Annotated in this window: 21 protein-coding genes and 1 pseudogene; 10 read left to right on the top strand and 12 right to left on the bottom strand. The window is 63.1% G+C overall.

The annotated features are described in order from the left end of the window. Positions 1-126 precede the first annotated feature (126 nt). The 7 genes from smc (at position 127) to V5B59_RS07655 (ending at position 9,303) form a co-directional block, all read left to right on the top strand. A complete protein-coding gene (smc, locus tag V5B59_RS07685; RefSeq protein ID WP_169070530.1) occupies positions 127-3,633 on the top strand; it encodes a chromosome segregation protein SMC in 3,507 nt (1,168 codons plus the stop codon). Positions 3,634-3,641: 8 nt separating this feature from the next. After that, entirely contained in the window at positions 3,642-4,826 is a 1,185-nt protein-coding gene (locus V5B59_RS07680) for a cell division protein ZipA C-terminal FtsZ-binding domain-containing protein (RefSeq protein WP_169070497.1), read from the top strand. A gap of 16 nt (positions 4,827-4,842) precedes the next feature. Next, positions 4,843-6,864 (top strand): NAD-dependent DNA ligase LigA, encoded by a 2,022-nt coding sequence (ligA, locus tag V5B59_RS07675; RefSeq protein ID WP_034916334.1) that lies wholly within the window; start codon positions 4,843-4,845, stop codon positions 6,862-6,864. Positions 6,865-6,940: 76 nt separating this feature from the next. Further along, positions 6,941-7,489 carry a hypoxanthine-guanine phosphoribosyltransferase gene (locus V5B59_RS07670; protein ID WP_034916329.1) on the top strand — a complete coding sequence of 183 codons (549 nt, stop codon included), beginning with the start codon at positions 6,941-6,943 and terminating at the stop codon, positions 7,487-7,489. Position 7,490: 1 nt separating this feature from the next. After that, positions 7,491-8,234, top strand: coding sequence for an S-methyl-5'-thioinosine phosphorylase (locus V5B59_RS07665; protein ID WP_034916327.1), 744 nt, complete (start codon positions 7,491-7,493; stop codon positions 8,232-8,234). Further along, positions 8,227-8,760 carry a peptide deformylase gene (locus V5B59_RS07660; protein WP_034916325.1) on the top strand — a complete coding sequence of 178 codons (534 nt, stop codon included), beginning with the start codon at positions 8,227-8,229 and terminating at the stop codon, positions 8,758-8,760. The genes V5B59_RS07665 and V5B59_RS07660 overlap by 8 nt, the downstream gene beginning before the upstream one ends. 51 nt (positions 8,761-8,811) lie before the next feature. Next, positions 8,812-9,303 carry a low molecular weight protein-tyrosine-phosphatase gene (locus V5B59_RS07655; RefSeq protein ID WP_034916323.1) on the top strand — a complete coding sequence of 164 codons (492 nt, stop codon included), beginning with the start codon at positions 8,812-8,814 and terminating at the stop codon, positions 9,301-9,303. Positions 9,304-9,401: 98 nt separating this feature from the next. Here V5B59_RS07655 and V5B59_RS07650 read toward each other — a convergent pair whose 3' ends face one another. The 11 genes from V5B59_RS07650 to V5B59_RS07600 form a co-directional block, all read right to left on the bottom strand. After that, positions 9,402-10,013, bottom strand: coding sequence for an NUDIX domain-containing protein (locus V5B59_RS07650; protein ID WP_034916321.1), 612 nt, complete (start codon positions 10,011-10,013; stop codon positions 9,402-9,404). 20 nt (positions 10,014-10,033) lie between these two features. Then, complete coding sequence (locus V5B59_RS07645; RefSeq protein WP_169070496.1) at positions 10,034-10,507, bottom strand: flagella synthesis protein FlgN; 474 nt, start codon at positions 10,505-10,507, stop codon at positions 10,034-10,036. A gap of 14 nt (positions 10,508-10,521) precedes the next feature. Beyond that, on the bottom strand, positions 10,522-10,803 hold the full coding sequence (flgM, locus tag V5B59_RS07640; RefSeq protein WP_034916317.1) for a flagellar biosynthesis anti-sigma factor FlgM: 282 nt from the start codon (positions 10,801-10,803) through the stop codon (positions 10,522-10,524). Between the two features lie 147 nt (positions 10,804-10,950). Beyond that, entirely contained in the window at positions 10,951-11,601 is a 651-nt protein-coding gene (gene flgA / locus V5B59_RS07635) for a flagellar basal body P-ring formation chaperone FlgA (RefSeq protein WP_288129274.1), read from the bottom strand. A 224-nt stretch (positions 11,602-11,825) separates the two neighbouring features. After that, positions 11,826-12,803 carry an alpha/beta hydrolase gene (locus V5B59_RS07630; protein ID WP_169070495.1) on the bottom strand — a complete coding sequence of 326 codons (978 nt, stop codon included), beginning with the start codon at positions 12,801-12,803 and terminating at the stop codon, positions 11,826-11,828. A gap of 414 nt (positions 12,804-13,217) precedes the next feature. Further along, complete coding sequence (locus V5B59_RS07625; protein ID WP_169070494.1) at positions 13,218-13,391, bottom strand: hypothetical protein; 174 nt, start codon at positions 13,389-13,391, stop codon at positions 13,218-13,220. A 123-nt stretch (positions 13,392-13,514) separates the two neighbouring features. Next, complete coding sequence (gene tnpC / locus V5B59_RS07620; RefSeq protein WP_332351749.1) at positions 13,515-14,933, bottom strand: IS66 family transposase; 1,419 nt, start codon at positions 14,931-14,933, stop codon at positions 13,515-13,517. Further along, positions 14,920-16,455, bottom strand: a complete 1,536-nt coding sequence (locus tag V5B59_RS07615) for a DUF6399 domain-containing protein (RefSeq protein WP_332351228.1) — start codon at positions 16,453-16,455, stop codon at positions 14,920-14,922. The genes tnpC and V5B59_RS07615 overlap by 14 nt, the downstream gene beginning before the upstream one ends. Positions 16,456-16,743: 288 nt before the next feature. Then, entirely contained in the window at positions 16,744-18,345 is a 1,602-nt protein-coding gene (locus V5B59_RS07610) for an IS66 family transposase (protein ID WP_332351748.1), read from the bottom strand. Between the two features lie 331 nt (positions 18,346-18,676). Next, positions 18,677-19,024, bottom strand: coding sequence for an IS66 family insertion sequence element accessory protein TnpB (tnpB, locus tag V5B59_RS07605; protein ID WP_332351654.1), 348 nt, complete (start codon positions 19,022-19,024; stop codon positions 18,677-18,679). Beyond that, positions 19,012-19,428, bottom strand: coding sequence for a hypothetical protein (locus V5B59_RS07600; protein ID WP_332351655.1), 417 nt, complete (start codon positions 19,426-19,428; stop codon positions 19,012-19,014). Before V5B59_RS07600 ends, tnpB begins: the two co-directional genes overlap by 13 nt. 135 nt (positions 19,429-19,563) lie before the next feature. Between V5B59_RS07600 and istB the strand changes: the two genes are divergently transcribed. The 3 genes and pseudogenes from istB to V5B59_RS07585 form a co-directional block, all read left to right on the top strand. After that, a complete protein-coding gene (istB, locus tag V5B59_RS07595) occupies positions 19,564-20,325 on the top strand; it encodes an IS21-like element helper ATPase IstB (protein ID WP_332351730.1) in 762 nt (253 codons plus the stop codon). After that, complete coding sequence (locus V5B59_RS07590; protein ID WP_332351674.1) at positions 20,322-20,549, top strand: hypothetical protein; 228 nt, start codon at positions 20,322-20,324, stop codon at positions 20,547-20,549. Before istB ends, V5B59_RS07590 begins: the two co-directional genes overlap by 4 nt. 293 nt (positions 20,550-20,842) lie before the next feature. Then, a pseudogene (locus V5B59_RS07585) lies at positions 20,843-21,658 on the top strand (IS1595 family transposase); the annotation flags it as partial. Between the two features lie 19 nt (positions 21,659-21,677). On the opposite strand, the gene V5B59_RS07580 reads toward V5B59_RS07585, so the two are convergent. Further along, positions 21,678-21,998 carry an IS4 family transposase gene (locus V5B59_RS07580; RefSeq protein WP_332351746.1) on the bottom strand — a complete coding sequence of 107 codons (321 nt, stop codon included), beginning with the start codon at positions 21,996-21,998 and terminating at the stop codon, positions 21,678-21,680. Positions 21,999-22,081 lie beyond the last annotated feature (83 nt).

Below are 22,081 nucleotides of genomic sequence, written 5' to 3'. Positions count from 1 at the left end.
TATAATGGCATTCCGCAGGAATATTCGCGGGTCGTCCACCTCCCGGGTGCGGGGTGACACTCGCTGGGAACCATGCTTTTTCCGATCTCTTCTGGCGCGGCGGCTGCCGCGGCCGCGTTCTGGTTCATGCGCCTGACCAAACTGAAACTTGCCGGCTTCAAATCCTTCGTCGATCCGACGACCATTGCGCTGCCCGGTCAACTCGTCGGCGTGGTCGGCCCGAATGGTTGTGGCAAGTCCAATGTGATGGATTCGGTACGCTGGGTGCTCGGCGAATCGAAAGCTTCGGAGCTACGTGGCGAGTCGATGCAGGACGTGATTTTCAACGGTTCGGGGAGCCGCAAGCCGGTGTCGCGAGCGGCGGTCGAACTGGTCTTCGACAACTCGCTCGGCCGTCTCTCCGGGCAGTGGTCACAGTATGCGGAGCTGTCGGTCAAGCGGCTGCTGACGCGTAATGGCCAGTCCGAGTACTACATCAACAATCTGCATGTCCGTCGCAAGGATGTCACCGACCTCTTTCTCGGCACCGGCCTGGGACCGCGTGCCTACGCGATCATCGGCCAGGGTACCATCTCGCGAATCATCGAGGCCAAGCCGGACGAGCTGCGGGTATTTCTCGAAGAGGCTGCCGGCGTGACCCGCTACAAGGAAAGGCGCAGGGAAACCGAGAACCGGCTGGCCGACACGCGCGAGAACCTGGCGCGGGTCGAAGACATTCGTCTTGAGCTCGCTTCGCAGATGGAGCGGCTCGAAGGTCAGGCCAGCGTTGCTCGCCAGTATCGCGAGTACAACGACGATCTGACGCGCAAGCAGCAATTGCTGTGGCTGCTGCGACGCAATGAAGCGCAGCTCGAGCGCGAGCGACTGGCGCGTGAAATCGATTTGGCGAGTATCGATCTCGAAGCCAGAAACGCTGCCCTGCGTGATCTGGAAGCGCGTCTCGAGGAGGCGCGGGAAGCCCATTTTGCTGCCAGCGACGGCGTGCATGCGGCGCAGAGTGAACTTTTTGCCGCCAATGCGGAAGTCGCAGGTCTCGAAACCGAGATCCGTCACCGCCGCGAATCACGGCGCGAGTATGAAACACGGCTGGCGCAGCTGACCGAAGACCGGGCGCATTGGCAGGCACAGGCCGGCAAGCTGACGAACGAAGAGGAACGCTGGCAGGATTTGCTGGCGCTTGCCGACGAACGTGTCGAACACGGCCAATTTCGCCTGGATGCGTGCCAGGAGCGCTTGCCGCTGGCCGAGGAAAGGCACGCTGCTGCGCTGGCGGCGGTCAATCGCCAGCGTGCCGAGATGACCCAGGCCGAACAGCGCCTGCACGTCGAACAGGCGAATCGTGGGCATGCGCTGCGTTCGCTGCAGAGGGTCACCGGCCGCCGCGAACGTCTGGCAGTCGAACGCGCGGCGCTGCTGGTTCCCGAGACTGTCGATCTTGCCGCCAAGCAGGAGGAGCTTACCGACTTGCGCGAGCGTATTGCCGAGGCACTGCAGATTCAGCAGGGACAACAGGATGAATTGCCGAGTCTCGAGCAGCAGCGGCGTACGATTCTGGCTGAGGTGCAGCACGCGCAGAGGGAACGTGCCGAGGCGCAAGCCCGCCGGATGGCACTGCAGCAACTGCAGCAACGGCTGCAGGCCAACGGCAAGCTCGACGACTGGCTGCGCCGGCATGGCTTGCAGCACGGCGAACCGCTGTGGAAAGCACTGCAGGTCGAAGCCGGCTGGGAGGATGCCGTCGAAGCCGTCCTGCGCGAACGCCTGGCCGCCTTGCCCGCCGCTGCCGCCGATGCGGCGTGGAGCAAGGATCGGCCGGGAGGCAAATTGACCTTGCTGCTGCCGCTGGACGGAGTAAGACCGCCGGCGCTGCCTGCCGACGAACTGTTGCTGGCGCGAATTCGTTGCGCCGATGCGGCATTGACGGCGATTCTTGCCGACTGGCTTGGCGAGGTGCACAGCGCTCCCGATCTGGCGGCTGCACTGGCGTGCCGCAACGGCCTGGCGGCGAGCGCCTGTTGCGTCACCCCCGGCGGCGACATCGTCAGCCGGCAGAGTGTGACGCTGTTTGCGCCGGACAACGATGGGCATGGCCTGCTCGAACGCCAGCGCGAGATCGACGCACTGGCGACGGTGATTGCCGAGCGTGAGGAAAACGTCGTGCAGGCGCAGGCGGGCCTTGGCGAAATCGAGGGGCGCCTCGCCGACGTGCAGCACAGCCTGCACGAATCTCGCCAGCAAGTGACTGCTCTGCAGAGCCGGGCACACGCGCTGCAGGTCAGCACACTGAAGCTTGCGCAGGCCAGCGAACGATTCCATGAGCGGCAGGCGCAGATCGACGCCAGCCTGGCCGAAATGGCCGCCGAGGAAGAGAGCGAGAGCGAACGCCTGAACATCGCCGACGCAGCCATCGATCGGCAGCGCCAGCAGATGCAGGAACTGCAGACGCTGATCGATGCGGCGCAGGGGCGGTTCGAACAGACCGAGCAGGCGTTGCAGGACCAGCGCGAGCAGCTCAAGGGAACGGAACGGGAGCTGCGTGAAGCCGAGTTCTCGCAACGCGAGTGCCGCAACAAGCTGCAGGAGCTGGCCGGCAACCGGGAGCTGGCGCGCCAGCAGATCGAGCGGATCGACACCGATCTGGCGCGCTGCGCGGAAAATGCCAGCGCCCTGCAGGCAGAAGAGCTGGAGCCCCGCCTGCAGGTCGCACTGGATCATCGCGTCGCTCGCGAGCACGCGCTGGCGAACGCCCGCGATGCCCTCGAAGCCGCGGCAAATGGCCTGCGCGCACTCGACGAGGAGCGCCTGAAGGTCGAGCAGAGCCTCGACCCGCTGCGCAACCGGATCGGCGAATTGAAACTCAAGGAACAGGCGGCCAGCCTCAATTTCGAGCAGTTCGCGGCACAACTGGCCGCTGCCAGCGCCGACGAATCCTCGCTGCTGCCCGAACTCGCGGCAGCACGTCCGGCGGCCCTGCAGAGTGCGCTGGCCGCGTTACAGCGCTCGATCGATGCGCTGGGCGCAGTCAACCTGGCCGCACTCGACGAACTCGAAGCGGCCCGCGAACGCAAGGGCTATCTCGATGACCAGTCGGACGATCTGACGCAGGCCATGGGGACACTGGAAAATGCGATTCGCCGCATCGACCGGGAAACGCGGGATTTGCTGCAGAGCACCTATGACTCGGTCAACCGCAGCTTCGGCGAGATGTTCCCGATACTCTTTGGCGGTGGCGAGGCGCGCCTGCTCATGACCGGCGAGGAGATTCTCGACTCCGGCCTGCAGGTCTTGGCGCAGCCACCCGGCAAAAAGAATTCGACCATTCATCTCCTTTCTGGCGGCGAAAAGGCATTAACGGCGATTGCGCTGGTATTCTCGATGTTTCAGCTCAATCCCGCGCCTTTCTGCCTGCTTGACGAGGTCGATGCGCCGCTGGACGATACCAACACCGAACGTTTCTGCTCGATGGTGCGACGCATGTCCACACACACGCAGTTTCTGTTCATCAGCCACAACAAGATCACGATGGAGATGGCGCAACAGCTCGTCGGGGTGACCATGCAGGAATCCGGCGTCTCGCGCATCGTTGAAGTCGATATGGAAGAAGCGCTGCGCATGCGCGAGCAACTCGTTTAGGAATGAATATGACCGACTTGCAGATGGGTTTGATCGCCCTTGGTGTCGCCGCAGTCCTTGGCGTCCTGGCCTACAACAAATGGCAGGAGCACAAGCACCGCAAACTCGCCGAGGCCTTGTTGAGCGCTCGCCAGGCAGATGTTCTGCTCGACGAGTCGGCGGCGCTGGTCGACGATGCCGCCGGCGTGGCCGAGCGCCCGGGTCTGGAGCGGGTCGAACCGCTGCTGCACCCGCAAGGCGGGTCGAAAGCGGGGCCCGCGATGAGGCCGGCGGCGGCCGATGATGCCGAGGCACTGCCGGCCGGCGAGCGAACTGCGCGACCGACACGTGCAGATGAGGAGAGGCCCGCGGTCAAGGCGGGCACGGTGCCCTTGTACCTGTTGTCGCCAGCGATCGATTACATCGCTGCAATCGAGGTCTCCGAACCGGCCGCGGCCTACCAGATCCGTGAAGCGCAGCGTGCTGCTCTGGCGCGGCTGGGAAAACCCTTGCACTGGATCGGTTTCAACGAACAGGAACACGCGTGGGAAGCGATTCTCGAAGACACCGACAGCGCTTACCAGCACATCCGTATCGGGTTGCAGCTGGTCGATCGCCAGGGTCCGGTGCGCGACGGTGACCTGTCGATTTTTCACCTCGCCATGCAGGATCTGGCGACCGAATTGATGGGCTTTGCCGAGCTGCCGCTGCGCGAACCGGCCTTGCAGGCGGCGGCGCAGCTCGACGAGTTCTGTGCCGGCGTTGACATCCAGATCGGCGTCAATGTGATCAGCCAGGGGCAGGTTTTTCCGGGAACGAAGTTACGTGCGCTCGCCGAATCGGCGGGAATGACCATCGACCCGGAAGGCCGTTTTGCTCGTTTTGATGACGAAGGAAAACTGTTGTTCGTGCTCATCAACCAGGAGACGCAAGGCTTTTCGGCCGAATCGATGCGCACCATGACGACGCATGGCGTGACCTTCCTGCTCGATGTGCCGCGGGTGGCGAACGGCGATCGCGTCTTGATCCAGATGGTCGAACTGGCACGGCGCTTTGCCGACTCCCTGCACGGTGCGCTGGTTGACGATAACCGGCGGCCGCTGTCGGAGGGTGGCATCGAGCCGATCCGCCGGCAGGTGGTGCAGTACCAGACGGCGATGGCGACACGCCAGTTGCCGGCTGGCGGTGCCCTGGCGTTGCGCCTGTTTTCCTGACTTGGAAGCACCGTACATGCCTGCCCACGAGCGCGTTCTGGCCTTGCGGGTCGAGATCGAGGAGCACAACCACCGCTACTATGTGCTCGATGCACCATTGCTCAGCGATGCCGAGTACGACCGGCTGTTCCGCGAGTTACAGGCGCTGGAGGCCGAACACCCTGAACTGCTGAGCCCCGATTCGCCGACGCAAAGGGTCGGCGCGGCGCCGCTGCCCGAGTTTGCTGCGCTGGTGCATGCGACGCCGATGTTGTCGCTCAACAATGCCTTTGCCGACGAAGAGGTCGCCGCTTTTGACCGCCGTGTACACGAATGGCTGGCAGCCAACGGCGACCTCGATTACTCGGCCGAACCCAAGTTCGACGGCCTTGCCGTCAGCCTGACCTACCAGGACGGCATCCTGCTGCACGGCGCGACGCGTGGCGACGGCACCACCGGCGAGGACGTGACTGCCAATCTGCGTACCTTGCGCAGCATTCCGCTGCACCTGCAGGGCAGCGGCTGGCCGGCGTTGCTCGAGGTGCGTGGCGAGGTGCTGCTGTGGCGCAGCGACTTCGAACGGCTGAATTCGCGGCAGCGTGAAAAAGGGGAGAAGGAGTTCGTCAACCCGCGCAATGCCGCGGCTGGCAGCCTGCGCCAGCTCGATCCGCGCATCACGGCGACGCGGCCGCTGCGCTTTGTTGCCTATGGCATCGGCCTGGCCGAAGGGGCCGGCTTGCCGGCAACGCACTCGGAATTGCTCGACCGGCTTGCCGACTGGGGTTTTCCGGTCGCTGCAACGCGGCGCCGGGTCAGCGGCCTTGCCGGCCTGCTCGGCTACTATGCCGAGATCGGCAGGCAGCGCGCGTCACTGCCTTACGATATCGATGGCGTGGTCTACAAACTCGATGATCTGGCCGCGCAGGAACGCCTCGGTTTCGTATCGCGAGCGCCGCGTTTTGCGATTGCGCACAAATTTCCGGCCGAGGAAGTGCTCACCGAACTGCTCGACATCTCGGTTCAGGTCGGCCGTACTGGCGCACTGACGCCGGTGGCGCGGCTGGCGCCGGTTTTCGTCGGTGGCGTGACGGTGACCAACGCCACCCTGCACAACGAGGACGAGGTACGACGCAAGGACATTCGCATCGGCGATACCGTCGTCGTTCGTCGTGCAGGCGATGTGATTCCCGAAATCGTTCGCGTGCAGCGGGACAAGCGACCTGCCGGGGCGCCCGAATTCAGCATGCCGACGAGCTGTCCGGTATGCGCTTCGAAGGTCGTCCGTAATGCAGAGGAGGCGGTAGCGCGCTGCAGCGGCGGCCTCTACTGCCCGGCGCAGCGCAAGCAGGCACTGCTGCACTTTGCTTCGCGGCGGGCGATGGATATCGAAGGGCTGGGTGACAAACTCGTCGAACAGCTCGTGGACAGCGCCATCGTGCGCACCCCGGCCGACCTCTACCGGCTGGGATTGCTGGCGCTGGCCAATCTCGAACGGATGGCCGACAAGTCGGCGAGCAATCTGCTGGCGGCGATCGAGCAGAGCAAGCAGACGACACTGCCGCGCTTCATCTACGCGCTGGGAATCCGCAATGTCGGCGAGGCCACAGCGCGGGATCTGGCGCGCCATTTCGGCAATCTCGATCGTCTGCTCGCTGCTGATGAAGCAGATCTGCTGCAGGTGCCCGACGTCGGTCCGATTGTCGCGCAATGCATCCGCCAGTTCTGCAGCGAGCCGCACAACCTCGAAGTCATCGAGCAGTTGCGCGCTGCCGGAGTCGTCTGGCCTGACGGCGAGGTGCTGGCGCCGGCCGGCTGCGCCAGCGCCGGCAAGGTGTTCGTGCTGACCGGAACCTTGCCCACACTGACGCGCGATGCTGCCAGACAGATGATCGAAGCAGCGGGCGGCAAGGTCAGCAACTCGGTGTCGAAGAAGACCGATTTCGTCGTCGCCGGCGGCGAAGCAGGCAGCAAGCTCGAAAAAGCCCGCACCCTGGGGGTCACGGTCATCGACGAAGAACAGTTGCTGGCGCTGTTGAATCTGGTGCAAACGACTCAATGAACCCGTTTGTGGTGTTGATTGCGTGCTGGCCCGGCAGCAGCGCCGCTTCACTTCCTGTGATCAATAGGGAGCAACCATGATCGACCCTCGCCAGGCGATGGCCATTCTGGCCTCGGCCGATCTCATCCACTCGGCCGATACCATCGATGTTGCGGTTCGCCGCGTCGCGCGCGAGATCAGCGAACGGCTGCGTGACCACAACCCGGTATTGCTGTGTGTGCTCAAGGGCGGCGTTCCTTTTGCCGGCCATTTACTGACGCAACTGACCTTCCCGCTGGATTTCGACTACCTGCATGTCAGCCGTTACGGCCAGGCAAAGAGCGGTGGCGAGTTGTCCTGGCGTGTCGAGCCGGAGATCGAGCTGAGCGGCAGAACCGTCCTGGTGCTCGACGACATCCTCGATGAAGGACTGACGCTGGCCGCGATTCGGGATCGCCTGCTGGCACGGGGTGCAGCTGCCTGCTACACGGCCGTGGCTGCTGACAAGCGGATTGGCAGGAAGAAACCGATTCAGGCCGATTTCGTCGCGCTGAGTGTTCCTGACCGCTTCCTTTTCGGTTATGGCATGGACGTTCGCGGCGCCTGGCGCAACCTGCCAGCGATCTACGCCACGCGGGGGGATTGAGATGCTGGCGATCATCGGTGGCAGCGGGCTGACCCGCTTCGTCAGGATGGAGGTAGCGGAGCGCCGGCAGGTGGCGACGCCTTATGGCGATCCCTCGGCGGCGCTGACCTTTGGCCATCTCTGTGGCCGGCCGCTGGTCTTTCTGGCGCGTCACGGCGACGAACATACGATTCCACCGCATCAGGTAAACTATCGAGCGAATCTCTGGGCTCTGCGCATGTGTGCGCCAGTTGGGATCGTCGCGGTGGCGGCGGTCGGCAGCATTCGTTCCGACCTCAGGCCAGGCGATCTGGTGATCCCGCACCAGATCATCGATTACACCTGGGCTCGCCACTCGACCTTCCACGAAGGGCCGCACAGTGCAGTCACGCACGTCGACTTCACCGAGCCCTATGATTTTGTTCTGCGCAGGCAAATTGGCGCCGCGGCCGCAGCGCTCGAGATCAGGGTCAGTGACGAGGCGGTCTATGCAGCAACGCAGGGGCCGCGCCTGGAAACGGCCGCCGAGATCAACCGGCTCGAACGTGATGGCGCCGATGTGGTCGGCATGACCGGCATGCCGGAAGCGGTGCTGGCACGCGAACTGGCAATTCCCTATGCGGCGATCAACGTGGTCGCCAACTACGCCGCGGGACGCGGCGACAGCCGCGAGGCAATCTGCATGGACGCCATTCACACCGTCCTGGAAGGGGCGATGCAGCAGGTACATGCGATTATCGAGAAGATGCTGACGAGCGATGATTAGATCCGTTCTCAGAATGGGCGACCCGCGCCTGTGGCAGAAGGCCAGACTGGTAGAGCAGTTCAACACGCCGCAACTGCACGCGCTGATCATTGACCTCCAGGAAACCATGCGCCACCTCGATGGCGCCGGTCTGGCCGCGCCGCAGATCGGTGTCGGTCTACGGGTGGTGATCTTCGGTGTCGATGGCAATCCGCGCTACCCGGATGCCGAGCAGGTGCCGAGGACAGTGTTGATCAATCCGGTGCTGACGCCGCTTGCGCCGACGATCGAAGAGGGCTGGGAAGGCTGCCTCTCGGTTCCCGGTCTGCGCGGCTGGGTGCCGCGCTGGAGCCAGCTACGTTATACCGGTTTCGACGCTTTCGGTCGGGCGATCGACCGCAGCGTCACTGGTTTCCATGCGCGCGTGGTGCAACACGAATGCGACCACCTCGACGGCATTCTCTATCCGATGCGGATCAGGGACTTCAGCCGCTTCGGTTTCGTCGAAGAGCTTTTTCCTGGTGGTGGCGGCGGTGCGCTCGAATAGCCAGGCTTGACCTGAGCAGCGCGGAATGCATTTTTGCGGAGGACACGAACCGTGGCAGAGCCATACCGGATTCTCTTTGTCTGCATGGGCAATATCTGTCGTTCACCGATCGCGGAAGCGGTGACGCGAACGATGGCGCAGCAGCAGGGCCTGGCGGCGATGCTGTTGCTCGACTCGGCAGGTACGCACGGTCATTACCACGCTGGCGAAGCGCCGGATGTGCGTGCGCGCCGGATCGCGGCCAGGCGGGGATACGATCTCTCCCGATTGCGCGCACGCTCGGTCATCGACGCCGATTTTGATCGTTTCGACCGGATTCTGGCGATGGACGAGGCCAATCTGTTCGCTCTGCAACGTCAGAGCTCCGAGGAAAACCGGTCGAAGCTGGGCTTTTTTCTCGATTATGCTCCAGGTCTCGGAATCAACGAAGTTCCCGATCCGTATTACGGTGCCGACTCGGGATTCGAACGGGTGCTCGATCTTTGCGAGTTGGCGGCGTCAGGTTTGTTGGCTGATTTTGTACGCCGGCGGGGCTTGCGATAGGGCGGAACTGCTTCGTTCTGCCGTATTGGCAAGGAGGATGCACGCAGGCGATTGCACGACAACCGCGAGGCGGCCAATTCTTTGTGAACGGCTGCACACTAGCCGGGTCCGGCCAGCCAGCGTTCACGCACTTCTTCGCGGTGGCGGGCGAACCACAACAGGGCGATCAGTGGCCAGGCGGAGTCGGTGCACCCCTGCTCGGACAGGGCGACCGCCTGCGCAGCAGCAAGGCAGACGACGCGGATGTCCTCTCCCTCATGTGGCAGACCGTGAATGCCGCCGGCACTGCTGCTGTCGACGCGTCCCAGGTAGAGATGGGTGCGCTGCGAGGTCTTGGCCGGGCTGGTATAGAAAGTGCTGATTGGCAATAGATCGATCAGCATGCAGCCAGTTTCTTCCATCGCCTCGCGGCGTGCCACCTCGGCCGGAGTTTCGCCATCTTCGATCAGACCGGCGACGATCTCCAGCAGCCAGGGCCCGCGCGGGTCAGCACGGGCGCCAATGCGAAACTGCTCGATCATCACCACTTCATCGCGCTGCGGGTCGTAGAGCAGGACTGCCGCGACGTCTCCCTTCTCGATGGTCTCGCGAACGATCGCCGGGCTCATGCCGCCGGCGAACAAGCGGTGGCGCAGCCGCCAGCGCTCCAGCCGGTAGAAGCCCTGATAGCAAATTTCCTGTTCGAGAATCTCAACATCCTGCTCGCGCATGTCTGCCTCCCCAACGCGCGCTACGCGCTGTCGCTGATGCGTGGGCCGCTGGGCAGGGTGTTCTGCCCATCCGGGCCATACAGGCCGAGGGCATTGTGGGTTCCCAGGAGTGCTTCGAGTGCCTGCGCGTTGTGTTGCATGCGCATCTGGATCAATTCGCCATTCAGGCGATTCAGTTCACGGGCCTGGCTGGCAATGGACAGCAGCGAGGACCAGGCGGCGCGAGCACGGCTTGCTGTCGGATGAGCGGCAAACCAGGCGGACACGCCAAGGCGATCCGCTTTCAGGCCCTCTGCGGCAAGCGCCTGGTGGCGCTGCTCGGCGAGCGTCGCCAGGGTCAGGGCAAGCTCGTTCTTCTGCTGTACCAGGGCCAGCAGATGATCAACCTCACCTTTGGTGAGCATCTCCTGCTCAAGTTCGAGCAGGCTGACAAAGCGCCTTGCCGCGGCGACTTCCGCCTCAACCGTAGGCAGGAAACCCGTCGTCGTCGCCATCAAGGCTCAGGGAATCAGGCCTGCCTGGAGGAAGCGACGAGTTCGCTGGCAGACGCGATCAGCCGGTCGGCAATCGCCCCGGAATTGATCGTGAAGCGGCCTTCGGCGATTGCCTGCTTGATTTCAGAAACCCGAGCAGCATCGAAGGTCGATGCCTCACCGGGGGACTGCAGCTGTCCGGCGAGTTCACTGAGGTGAACTTCCGTGGCAGAGCGTGTTGCGGGCTGGCTGCCGCTGGTGCGAGGACGCATCTCGGTGGCAGTGATGGCGGTGCTGCTTGTGCGGTCGATCTTCACGGTCGTGCCTTTTAGACGGTTGTACTCAACCCAGGTATCGGCGGATAGCGGCTGAACTTTAACATTCTTTTTCAAAATACAGAAAAATACACTCCGCGTCCCCGCGTACTATCCGGCGGGAAGAAGTCTGCATATCAATACGACACCTCAATACGACACCTCGACGACGCCAGGGCTACGGGCGACGCCACTGACGACCTGTCCGGAAGCTGTTCGAACCTGCGCAATCTGGCCTTCCGTGGCGTTGTTCAGCGCCTTCCCCTCGTTGCTGACCGTGAACCCTGCCCCTCTCGACAGCAGCTTGACGCTTTGCCCTTGCTGAACAAGCCATGGCGCGCTCAACAGATCGCTGCGCAGCGGCTGACCTGCCGCAATGCCGTTCCTGACGGTTTTGCCGATGGCCTGCGCTGGGTCGGTCACGACGCTGGCCGGCAGCGCACCGAGATCACCACTTTGCGCGCGCAGGTCGGCGCTGTTTACGACCTGGCCGGGTGTTAGCTGGCGTGCCGTGACCAGATAGTTACCCGCGATCCTGACCTGTACGGGTACATACACGGTCCATGCTTTCGGGGCAAGGCAGCGTATGCCAACCATTGCATTGCCCCACAACCGACTTCCCGGTTGCAGGAAGGGCTCGAAGGCGATGCATGGCGTTTTTTGGGCGTGTTGATCAAGTTGCCCGACGCTATAACTGACTTTGCCCGGCAATCCTTGCGTCTGGATACGCAGAAACTCATCGAGGGCAGTCGACAAGGAGGCTTGGCCAAGCACGCCATTACTCGCGAAGGCGAGCAGCATGAGGAGTTGCTTCGGCAATCTGCCGAGGGACTGGAAAACGGGAGAAATACGCATCCCGCCATTCTGCCTGAATCTGCCTGGCCGGCGAAGGATGCGTGTCCTTGGGCAGCCCTGACGCATGACCCGGTCGAATCGGAGCCGTTTGCTGGAAGCCCCTGCTTTCACCGCTGGAGCGACCACTTTGCGAAGTAACTGCTTGGGACTATGGGCAGCCTGATCAGGGTTCAGTCAGCCGGAACGGGCCGCGCATTCGCCTCGCTCCATCCAGTGTGCATCTGCACGAAGTGCGCGATGTGATCGATCGCCAGGGTTGCCTCGGGAAGAAAATCCGCCATCTGGAATGCGTGCGGCACGCCGGGCCAGATCTCGAGCTCGACGTCCACACCCGCTGCGTGCGCCCTTTCGGCGGCGCGAATCGCTTCATCGCGCAGCATTTCGCTGCTGCCAGCTTGCAGGAACAGCGGCGGAAAGCCGTGAAAATCTGCGAACAGTGGCGACACTTCGGGGTCGATGTACTGCTGAGGCGATTGCACATAACACCGACGCAGGACCAGCAGGGTGCTCAGCTGGAGCATCGGGTCCTCGCCGTCGTAATCAGCCATGCTGGGGCTGGTGAGCGTGCAGTCGAGCGCTGGTGAGAGCAGGACGGTGCAGCTCGGCAAGGGTTCGCCGGCCGCTCTTGCTCGGTGGATCGTTACCAGAGCCAGATTTCCGCCCGCGGAATCGCCGGCGAGCACGATGCTTTGGGGATTCAACCCCTGTGCAAGGAGCGCTCGGTAAGCGCGATGGCAATCGTCCGGCGCTGCCGGAAACGGGTGCTCCGGCGCCAGCCGGTAATCGGGGAGGAGGGCGCGCGCGCCGAGGCGCCGGCACAGGCGCGACACCAACGCCGCGTGCGCGTTGGGGAAGCGGAACGCGAATGACCCGCCGTGCAGGTAGAGGATGACCCGCTCGTCGCGGCTACCGGGGACTGTGATCCACTCGGCCGAAACACCGCTGCAGTCGACCGGCGTGCGCAGCACGTCGGGCGCGAGGCGAAAATAGCGGGTGTCGATCTCCTCGTATTCACACCGCAAGGCGGCGACATCGGATTCCTGGGTCAGCCGCCGGCGCATCGTCAGCCGCAGCAGGCCGTTCAGCGCGCGCGTCCGCCAACTGGGGCCAATTTCGATCGTGTGGAGGTAGGTCGGTTCGCTGTGCATGGCATGGCTGTCCTGTCGTGGGTACAGGCTACGCGAAATTGCGGGGTTGTGGAGACATCGCGGCGCCCTGATCGCAAAAGATTCGGCTGAGGCCAGACAGGATAGAATCACATCTTCCATGATCTACTTGGCCAAACGATGACTTCATTGCCCACCCGCTGTCTGCTGGCTGTTGTGTTCCTGCTCGGCGGTTGTGCCAGCCGACCGATCAATCCGCCGATCACGCAGGCTGACCCAACGTGTCCTTTCGGCAACGCTGCGAAACCCCGGTCGCGCGGGCCTCAGCCGCGCGGTGGCTGATCCGCGGTGACCGCCACGGGTGGCGCGCGGCCCCGCGGCCGTGCGCAGGCAAGCCCCAGCGGCAACCCGGCGTTCGCTTCCGTTCGGAACGTTGGAGATCGTTGCGCTGCCGGGTTAGTCCGGCGGAGGTTCGGTACTCTCCGCCTCGGCGTGTGCGAGGGCTTCGCTATAGTTCCAGGGCATCCAGGCCGCCGGATCGAGCGCCACCTTGCCCGAGTGGCGCAGCAGGGAAACGAGGTAGTGGAACGGCTCGATCTTGTGGAGTTCGGCGGTATGGATCAGGGTCATGAACAGATCACCGACGCGCGCGCCGTTCAACGTGCGATAGAAGAGCGCGTTCTTCCGATGCAGAATGGCCTTTTTGAGTATACGTTCGGTGATGGTAACTACTCAGGGCGACCACGCCGAAGCTCAAGCGAGGCGAGGCTGAGGGGGCTGGCCCTGGAAAGTGAGGATCAGGGCGTGGAAGAGATTGGCGCCCTGCTTGTGCATGGTTGCGAGATACGAGTGAATGATGCAGTAGGCATCGGCCCCCTTCTTGGTCCGGAAGCCGCCGGAGACTTTCTGTTTGACCTTGGACATGCGCACGGCTTGCTCGGCCAGGTTGTTGGTGAACGGAACGCCGGGATCCGTGGCAAAGCGCCAGACATCGTCGGTGTAGGTGCGCAAGCGCAGGAGGAGGTTCGTCGCCTTGCTTTGCCGGGGACGCCCGCGTTTGCCCGAGGGTGGAGCCCGGGGATTGAGGGCTTCCCCTTCACTGAGAATGTCGGCGTAGCGGGACAGGAAGAACGCCCGGCGGGATTCCGGCAGCGGCGCGCCGGTCTGACCGACCTCATGACAGGCCGTCCGCAGGAGATCGATCATGCGGCCGGCCCAGGCTTGCCCGAGATCCTCAAAGAGGTAGGTCAGCTCGCGCAAGTGATGGGCATTGCACAGACCGTGCTTGCAGAGGAGGTCACGATAAGGCTTCCAGCCATCGTGAATGAGGGTGCCCAGGAAGCCGGGCAGAATTCCCAGGGCATCGAACGCCTGCTTGCCGCGTTTCGCATGGCAGGCGACCCAGGTCAGCAGCGTGGTCGCCAGGACGTGCATCCAGTGCAGCGAGCCGGCGACACGCAGCCCGGTCTCATCGGCGTGCGCGACATCGGCGACTTGAAGGGCCTGGCCGATGGTGCTCACCGTCGGCGTCAGCCGGACCCCGGCCTCCTGTGAGGCGGCGAGTACCGTGGCTTCGGCCATCGGCAGTCCGAAGAAATCGTCCATCAGCTCCGACGTGCGTTGCACCGGCATCATGTGGTGTTGCGTCAGATGCACCGCTGCCGCCAACGCCGCCGGCCCGTACTGGACCGGCGAAGAAACGCCTTCCGGGAACTCGCCACGGCACACCTCGCCGCAGGCGCAGGTCGCCGCCCAAACTTGATGCTCGGTGACCTCAAAGCGCAACGGCGGCAGATCGAACACCTGCCGGCTCTCGGCCATCGTCGCTTCCCCCAGGGGGCCTTGGCACGCGTGGCAGTGGGCCGCGGGCAAATGCACGACGACTCGATCCGGCTTTTCTACCTTCTGGAGCGTGTGTCCAGTATGCCCCGGCTGTCCGCCATTCGGGTGCTGCCCCGGTTTGCGCAGCGAACGGGGCTTGGCCGGCAGCTTGGCCAGCCCATCCGAGGACGGTGGTTTGCTCGAATTGTGGCTATTCTTGGCCCCTCGACCTTCCAGTTCCTGCACCTTCGCCTGCAGCTTCTCCACTTCTCCCCTCAACTGCCGCACCAGCGCACGTAAGGGCCAAAGCTCGCGGATCAGATCATCGGCTTCCCACTTAAGCCGGGACAATCTCTAACTTCAATGGGTTATGCACAACCCGGTGGCGGGACTTCCTCGGTAAGGGAAGTTCCCCCATCTGGTTGAGCAGCCAATCGAAAAGATCAGGGAAAGAGGTGCTAAACAGACGTTCGGCTGCGATAGTGCCGTCACTACGTCTCACCCCATAGTTGTGGATAACCGTTAGCGCAGCCAGGCGGCATTTCGTCAGACCTCGCCCGTTATGATACAACTGGGACAAGCGGCCATTGCGCCCTTCGACGGCGGAGGAGCTGCGATGGAACTGTCGCACCATCCATTCCCCCCATTCTAGCCAGCGCTGCAACTCACTCTCGGAGAATCCCGAATGGAACGGGTCTGCTTTCCAGGCCTCTAATGCTCGCTGCCAAGCCTCCTGATACCGTTTCCGGTGAACCCTGTTTTGCGTTTTCCGCATTTGGTAGTGCCAATAGAGTACGGGCAACAGCTTGCTCGTCAGCCATTGCCGAGTCGCTTCATCCAGAGACCAGCCCAGCAGGATTTCTTCTACCCAAAGCCACCAAAAGCTGACGTGACTCGATAAGGCGCCGATCTGGGCACGGAACTTCTTCAGGGCGGAACGGGTATCCTGGATCCCTTGTTGCGCCGCCAGAGTTTCCAGGGCCTGTGCTCGCGTTTCCAGTCCTGCCACTACGCTCTCCGCCGTCGTGCGAGTATTCTCCTCCAGGGAGAAGGGATGGATTTCCTCGGCGATTCCCAGCAACTGCTTCTGGTACTCTTGCTGCGCCTGTTCCACTTGCGCGCGGGCTTCCCAGGCACAGGCCTGTTGTGCCGCCAAAGCCGCCTTTTCCTCGGTACTGGCTCCGCGCGACGGCTGATCAAGGGCCTTCTGGGCCAGTTCGCAGCACTGATCCGCCTTGGCTTTTCGACGTCCCAAGGCCGGTGACAACCAGCGACTGAGGCCATATTGCTCGTGGAACGTATCCGCGCCCGAGGTACACTCAAAGCCTGTGACCGCTAATTTGATCAGGGCCTTCGCCCGGTCACTGATGGCGTGGTTGACTTCGATACCCAGTGCTTCCAGGCGCGGGGTCACCTGGGCAAACCAGGTATCGAAACCCCGGTCCTTCTGAATCGACTCCAGCAATAGGTAGCCCGAGGACAAATCCATCAGCACCAAGATCAGAATCTCCCCAAAGAACGTCTCATCCGCGGCCACCACCGCTTGGCGTGTCCGCGTCGGTACCGAGGCTTCACACTGTTGCTGAAACAGGGGCAACAGCGCTTCCATCCGGCTGAGTTGGGTCTGCAAGGCGCTGGGAGACACCCCCACATGGGTATGAAGGCGGATCAATTGGAAGAAATCCGACAAGGCACCCGCCCCCACATGATGTTGCAGCCCGAACGTGTACAGCACAGCAAATACCAGCAATCTCAGCCATGCCTCCCCCTCTTCGGTTTCCCAAAACCCCGATTCAGGATGTCGGTTCCTACGGGCTTGCGCTTGCAGGTGGCGATGAACACTGCTTTTCGGGCGATGAATTAATTCCCCCACTGCACGCAGGCTTCGTTTTCCCTGGTCTGTAAGTGCGGCAAAAATGACGCGGCTGGTTGTCCGTATGGCTTGAGTCGTAGAGTTTTTTTGTCATAAAACTGATGATACAGGAGATGCGGCAACCAGTTCCCATCTCCTCAGCTCCCTTCATCCTCAGACTCTATCGGTAGCATGACTGTCCCGCTTTAAGTGGGAAGCCAGATCATCCTTCTCGGCAACACTCAGTCGTTCAAGGTCGGGAATCTCGTCCATGCCCACTCACCTGTACGAAGCCTATCCATTGCGAGGTCAATGCTGGGTTCTCTTGAAAGCTTGGACGTTCGCTCTGAGCAAAAATTCCAGTACCTGAGCGTCGCCACGCTTCAGCCTGTCCGCTTGGCGGAGGACTCCTGAGTAGTTACCGGTGATGTTGTTGTCGAGTGGGGCGCCCGGCACGCGCAGGAACAGGGTCAGCTTCTCCCAGTGGTTCTGCATGTACGCGATCGCCTGGCCGAGTCCTGAGTGGGGCTCCACGGTGTGCTCCGCGAACTGCTTGGCCATCCAGTCTTGCAGCGCCTTCATCCGTGGGCCGCTTTCCTTCTGGTGAAGGAGCAGGCGCTCGGCGGGCGAGAGCCCCTGCTGCTTGGCCTGCGCGTCGGTGTGGAAGACGGCGCGCAGCGTGTGCAGGACAAAGGCCACTTCTTCCGGAAAGGCCTCGACCACATCGACGTAATTGCGTCGCGCATGCGGGATGCACGAGGCGGACAGCGTGGAATGATCGCCCGGCCGGTTGCGCGTCGAGGCATCGGACATGTGGATCGGCGGATCGGTCACTTCCCGCAGATCGAGCACTTCGGCAAGGTGTTCGCCGGCATGACAGGGCCCGGTCTTGAACAAGGCGATCAAACCATTTGGCGTCTCGGCAACGACACCGGAAGTGAACACGCCGGTGCGATCGGCGGACGCGCCGGCGGGCAGCGCTTCGGCGCGTGCCTCTTGCGTCAGGGTCAGGATGCGCATCGTCGTATCATCGTTGTACACCACGGTTCCTTGGGCTGCCTGCCGTGCCAGTTCGTCGAAGACCGGCATGAGGGGCGCGGCGGCGGCGGCCACGACTTCCCATTGCGTGCCGACCGGCATCGGGATGGCCAAACCCTGTTCCAGCCGCTCGATGCGGTGGAACGGCAGACCGCAGCCGTATTTGAGGAGCGCGATCATCGCCGCGGCGCTGTCGTCGTACTTTGCCTTGCCGACGCCTGGCGGGGGGTCGGCGGTAAACACGGTGCCACACAAGCCGCAACGCAGCCGTTCGAGTTCGTAGACCTCCGCAAGCAGCGGCGCTACGCCGGTGATGCGAACCAGGACCGCGGGCTCTCCTCGTTGCCCATACACCCGACCGGTACACCCGTCGACGGGACACGGATCGCCGTGCCGTAACGTCGCATGCGGTACGGCAATATGCGGCGCTCGCGGATAATCGGCCGCCCCGTTCCTTCCGTGCCCGGGGCGCTTCTTCTTGGGCTCGGCTACCCCGGATTCCGGGGAGGTGGTGTCCGAAGGAGCCTGGCCGGCGGCTTGCTCGTCGCCGCCTTCCGCCGATGGACGGGTCGGCGTGTCCGCTGGCGGCGTTTCGCCCTTCTTCCCTTCCCCGAGCACATGGGCCGTGCGCTCGGTCGGCGCGCCGAAGAGAATCCGCCGTAGGCGTGCCAGCGTGGTTTCCTTCGTCTCGAGTTCGGCGGTGAGCCGCGCGAGGGTGTCCACCGCTGCCTTCAGGGTCGCCTGTTCGGTCTCGGTCAGCGGTCTGGTTCCGCTATGCTCGACGATGGCCTCGATCTCCTGCACCGGGATGACCATCCGCTGCGGCGGGTTGTGTGCAGGCCGCTTCCGGTGGGATGCCCGCTGCCGGCTCATGGCCGTACGCCAACGAGCTGGCCGAAGTCCCCCCGCAGCCGCTTCCGGCAACGGTTCGAGCGATGGCGGGGGGCCTTGCGGCCACTGACCGCGGCTGCGCGGAGGCTCGCAACCTCCTCGGCGCGGAACTCCCGTCTGCCGTACCCCCAGCTTTGCGAACTCACCAGCTGCATTCTCAGTCCTCCAGCAGTGACCCTTTCTACCCAAGGTATTCTGCCAAAGACCAGCGACGATGTCTAGTCCTTTCGCGAAAGGTCGTTTTCGGTATCCCCGTTGCGGTGGGTGACGACCGGCTTTCGGAAGTTCTGCTTGCGGGCTGCGCTCTCGCAGGTCAGACGACCGCTCGCCATTCCGGGATTCCGCCGGCCGCGGCGTAGTCGCCTCCCGAGAGCAGGACCGCCAGCGCGTGCGGGGCGAGGAGCTTCCCTGGTGACTCCTGCGGCCAGAAGCGGTAGTGCCCCTGCGACAGCCGCTTTTGACAGAGCCAGAAGCCTTGCCCGTCATAGACCAGGAGTTTGACCGCCGTGCGCCGGCGATTGCAGAAAACGAACACGCCGCCGCTGAACGGGTCTTGGGCCAGTTTCTGCCGCACACGTCGGGCGAGACCGTCGATGCCGCAACGAAAATCCGCGGGCTCGGCAGCTACCCAGACACGCAGGCGCGCGTTCAGCGCGAGCATGGCTGGACCTGCCAGAGGCTACACGCGACCTCGGCCATGTGGCTGCTGGCCGCTTGTGGCAGTTCGATGCGCAGCGCGCGGCCCGCTCGGTCGGTGAGAACCAGGACGCACACAGGTGGCGCCAGCGGCAGGCCGAGATCGAGTTCGACGAAGCTCGATGACACGGGCGCGCTGCGCGCGTCTTCGGCGGCGTTCCTGGCGGTCAGGCGGTGCTTCAGGCTCTTGTAGTCGAGCTTCAGGGCGACGGCAACCTTGGCGATGCCGTACCGCTCGGCGAGTTCGGTCGCTTGCGACCACAGCTCCTCCGGAATGCGAGAACTGCGGCGGCGGGTGCTCCGCCACTGGGCAAGCGCCGCGGCGGTTTCGGCCAGTGGCGGGGCGGTTGCAGGTAAAGACGTTGACATTGGTAGGCCTTTCGAACGGTCGTTACGGGCCTACCAAGGTACCAGGCCAGCGCTGGAATTTCACGCAGCATTGCCGAAAGGACACGGTCCAGCCACACCGCCTGGCAAGTTATGACCAACTCACGGAGGCCGACGATGACCCCGCTTGAGAGCCTGCGCCGGCGCGCAGAGACCTTGCACCTGCATGGCCTGCTCGCCCATTGGCCAGAATTGGCCGACAGCACCTGGGTTGAGCCGCTACTGGCCTGGGAGGAAGCCGAACGGGCACGGCGCAGCCTCGAACGCCGCCTCGGCTGCGCCCATATCGGCCGCTTCAAGCCGCTGGCCGATTTCGATTGGAACTGGCCCACGCAGTGTGACCGAACGGCGATCCGCGAATTGATGGGGCTCGATTTCCTGCACAGCGCCACCAACGTCATCCTGGTCGGCAGTAGCGGGCTGGGGAAGTCGACCATTGCCCAGAACATCGCCTATCAGGCCGTCCTGCACGGCCACACCGTGCTGTTCACGACCGCAGGCCAACTTCTCAATGATCTCGCCGCCCTCGATAGCGATTCGGCTCTGCGCCGTCGATTGCGCCACTACGCCGCACCGTCTCTCTTGGTCGTCGACGAGGTTGGCTACCTGTCCTATTCGAACCGCCATGCCGATCTGCTCTTCGAACTGATCAACCGCCGCCACGAAACCCGCAGCACCTTGATCACTACCAACCGCTCGTTCTCGGACTGGGCGGAGGTCTTCCCCAACGCCGCCTGCGTCGTCGCGCTCATCGATCGTCTCGTCCATCACGCCGAGATCATCGCCCTCAAGGGCGAATCCTATCGCCACAAAGAGGCCCGCGAGCACGCCGAGCAGCGCTCCCGAAAACGCAAGGCAACCGCCGGGAGCACCCCATGAAACCCTACCCCCAACCCTCCGGATTGAACCACGGCCTCGACTGCCTGATATCCGCCGAATGGACACCGGCCCAGGCTTTCGCCGTCGTCGAACTGCTCGACGACTTGCGGGACCGGATCTGCGCTCACTACCAGACCGCCCTCTTTGAACTGCTTCGTGACGAGCAATCCAGGGACAGCGACGCCAATCCCTACGACCCCTGGACCGAAGAGCCGCCGTTCTAACCGCTGCCAACCTTCCAATCCTCAAGGGGCCCTTACCGGCCCCTCCTTTGTCCACTCAATCAGTCCAGCATTCTCTGCCATTCTTCTGCGCCATTTATGCGCGCTTCCTTCCAGCCACTAACATGGGGTTACCGACGAAGCGCGGGGACACTTGCAATCTTGTCGTTCCCCAGTCGTTCCCAGAGACCAAAAAACAAAGGCTCTTTATGTGTTTCGGGCGGTTGAGCATTGTCGTTCTGGAGGCTGGATATCCGATAGAATTTTAGGCTGTTATGCCTTAAGGATGTAGCGCGTTGATCTACCTTCAGAGTTTGCTGGACGATAGCAAGTGTTACGCGGAAGTGCGCGAGTTGCGTTGGCCGGAGGGAGTACGCTGCGCGCATTGTGCTTCGCCAGAAGTGACCAAGCAAGGCCATGATACGGCTCATCCATCGCGCCAGAGGTATCGCTGTGCGACCTGCCTGCGGTACTTTGACGATTTGAGTGGGACAATTTTCGCGGGCCACCACCAACCGCTAAAGGTGTGGCTCCTGTGCCTGTACCTGATGGGACTGAACCTCTCCAACGAGCAGATCGGGGATGAATTGGGTCTGAACAAGGACGATGTGCACCGCATGATCTCGCAATTGCGCGTGGGAATCGTGGCGGCGCAACCGGAGCCGACCCTTTCAGGCGAGGTTGAGTGCGACGAAGTGTATATCGTGGCGGGCCATAAGGGTCATCCCGAGGCGGTAAGACGAAAGAACCGTCCGGGCCGCCGGCGGCGCCTGAAAGGCGCGCGCGGGCGCGGCACGCTGGAAAAGGAGAAGCCCCCCATCCTGGGAATGCTCCAACGCGGCGGTGAGGTGAGGATAGGGATGCTCGAAAACGTTCAGCAGCCGACCATCAAGCCCTTGATCCTGGCCACCATCGCGCCCAACGCGACTGTTTACACCGATGAATACGACATCTACGCCCGTCTGCCCGAGTGGGGTTATCAGCACAAAACGGTGTGTCACAGCCGCGGAGAGTACGCCCGTGACGAGGACGGCGACGGATTCCACGAGGTCCATGTCAACACCATGGAAGGGTTCTGGTCGCTGCTACGCTCCTGGCTGCGTCCCCACAGGGCACCCGATTACCCACAACCTATCCGTCATTGAAATAGGCGGCACAGCCAGCCTCCAGCGCAATGGCAAACGCTCTGACCTTCTGCATTCCTTCCCAGATCGCCGTGGGGCCGGGATGCCCATCGTGTTTTCGCCCGAGAAACCCGCCAAAGCCGGCAATCAGCCGCACCATCTGGCCCAGGGGCGGGGGATTGTCCGGCGGCGGGGAGCGGTAGGCGACGATCCAGGCGGCCTGCCATTCCTCGGGATCGAACACCACGTCACCGGGCAAAGCGGGGCATTCCCGGCCCCAGGTGACCAGGTATAGGATGCGCCAGGCGATGATCAGGTAAATGACCAAGGCTCGTTCCAGCCGCTCCATGGTGCCCAACTGTACAGGGCAATCGCTTACGCAGATGTCGTAAGCAGCTGAGAATATTCTTT

The sequence above is a fragment of the Candidatus Accumulibacter contiguus genome, assembly GCF_036625285.1.
Classification (GTDB): domain Bacteria; phylum Pseudomonadota; class Gammaproteobacteria; order Burkholderiales; family Rhodocyclaceae; genus Accumulibacter; species Accumulibacter contiguus.
The sequence above is the reverse complement of the archived record's forward strand: the minus strand, read 5'-3'. Positions and strand labels throughout refer to the sequence as shown.

Coding starts and splice junctions, on each gene's coding strand:
- smc (WP_169070530.1), top strand. CDS start 127: ATGCGCCTGACCAAACTGAAACTTGCCGGCTTCAAATCCTTCGTCGAT.
- V5B59_RS07680 (WP_169070497.1), top strand. CDS start 3,642: ATGACCGACTTGCAGATGGGTTTGATCGCCCTTGGTGTCGCCGCAGTC.
- ligA (WP_034916334.1), top strand. CDS start 4,843: ATGCCTGCCCACGAGCGCGTTCTGGCCTTGCGGGTCGAGATCGAGGAG.
- V5B59_RS07670 (WP_034916329.1), top strand. CDS start 6,941: ATGATCGACCCTCGCCAGGCGATGGCCATTCTGGCCTCGGCCGATCTC.
- V5B59_RS07665 (WP_034916327.1), top strand. CDS start 7,491: ATGCTGGCGATCATCGGTGGCAGCGGGCTGACCCGCTTCGTCAGGATG.
- V5B59_RS07660 (WP_034916325.1), top strand. CDS start 8,227: ATGATTAGATCCGTTCTCAGAATGGGCGACCCGCGCCTGTGGCAGAAG.
- V5B59_RS07650 (WP_034916321.1), bottom strand. CDS start 10,013: ATGCGCGAGCAGGATGTTGAGATTCTCGAACAGGAAATTTGCTATCAG.
- V5B59_RS07645 (WP_169070496.1), bottom strand. CDS start 10,507: ATGGCGACGACGACGGGTTTCCTGCCTACGGTTGAGGCGGAAGTCGCC.
- flgA (WP_288129274.1), bottom strand. CDS start 11,601: ATGCTGCTCGCCTTCGCGAGTAATGGCGTGCTTGGCCAAGCCTCCTTG.
- V5B59_RS07630 (WP_169070495.1), bottom strand. CDS start 12,803: ATGCACAGCGAACCGACCTACCTCCACACGATCGAAATTGGCCCCAGT.
- V5B59_RS07625 (WP_169070494.1), bottom strand. CDS start 13,391: ATGACCCTGATCCATACCGCCGAACTCCACAAGATCGAGCCGTTCCAC.
- V5B59_RS07610 (WP_332351748.1), bottom strand. CDS start 18,345: ATGAGCCGGCAGCGGGCATCCCACCGGAAGCGGCCTGCACACAACCCG.
- tnpB (WP_332351654.1), bottom strand. CDS start 19,024: ATGCTCGCGCTGAACGCGCGCCTGCGTGTCTGGGTAGCTGCCGAGCCC.
- V5B59_RS07600 (WP_332351655.1), bottom strand. CDS start 19,428: ATGTCAACGTCTTTACCTGCAACCGCCCCGCCACTGGCCGAAACCGCC.
- istB (WP_332351730.1), top strand. CDS start 19,564: ATGACCCCGCTTGAGAGCCTGCGCCGGCGCGCAGAGACCTTGCACCTG.
- V5B59_RS07590 (WP_332351674.1), top strand. CDS start 20,322: ATGAAACCCTACCCCCAACCCTCCGGATTGAACCACGGCCTCGACTGC.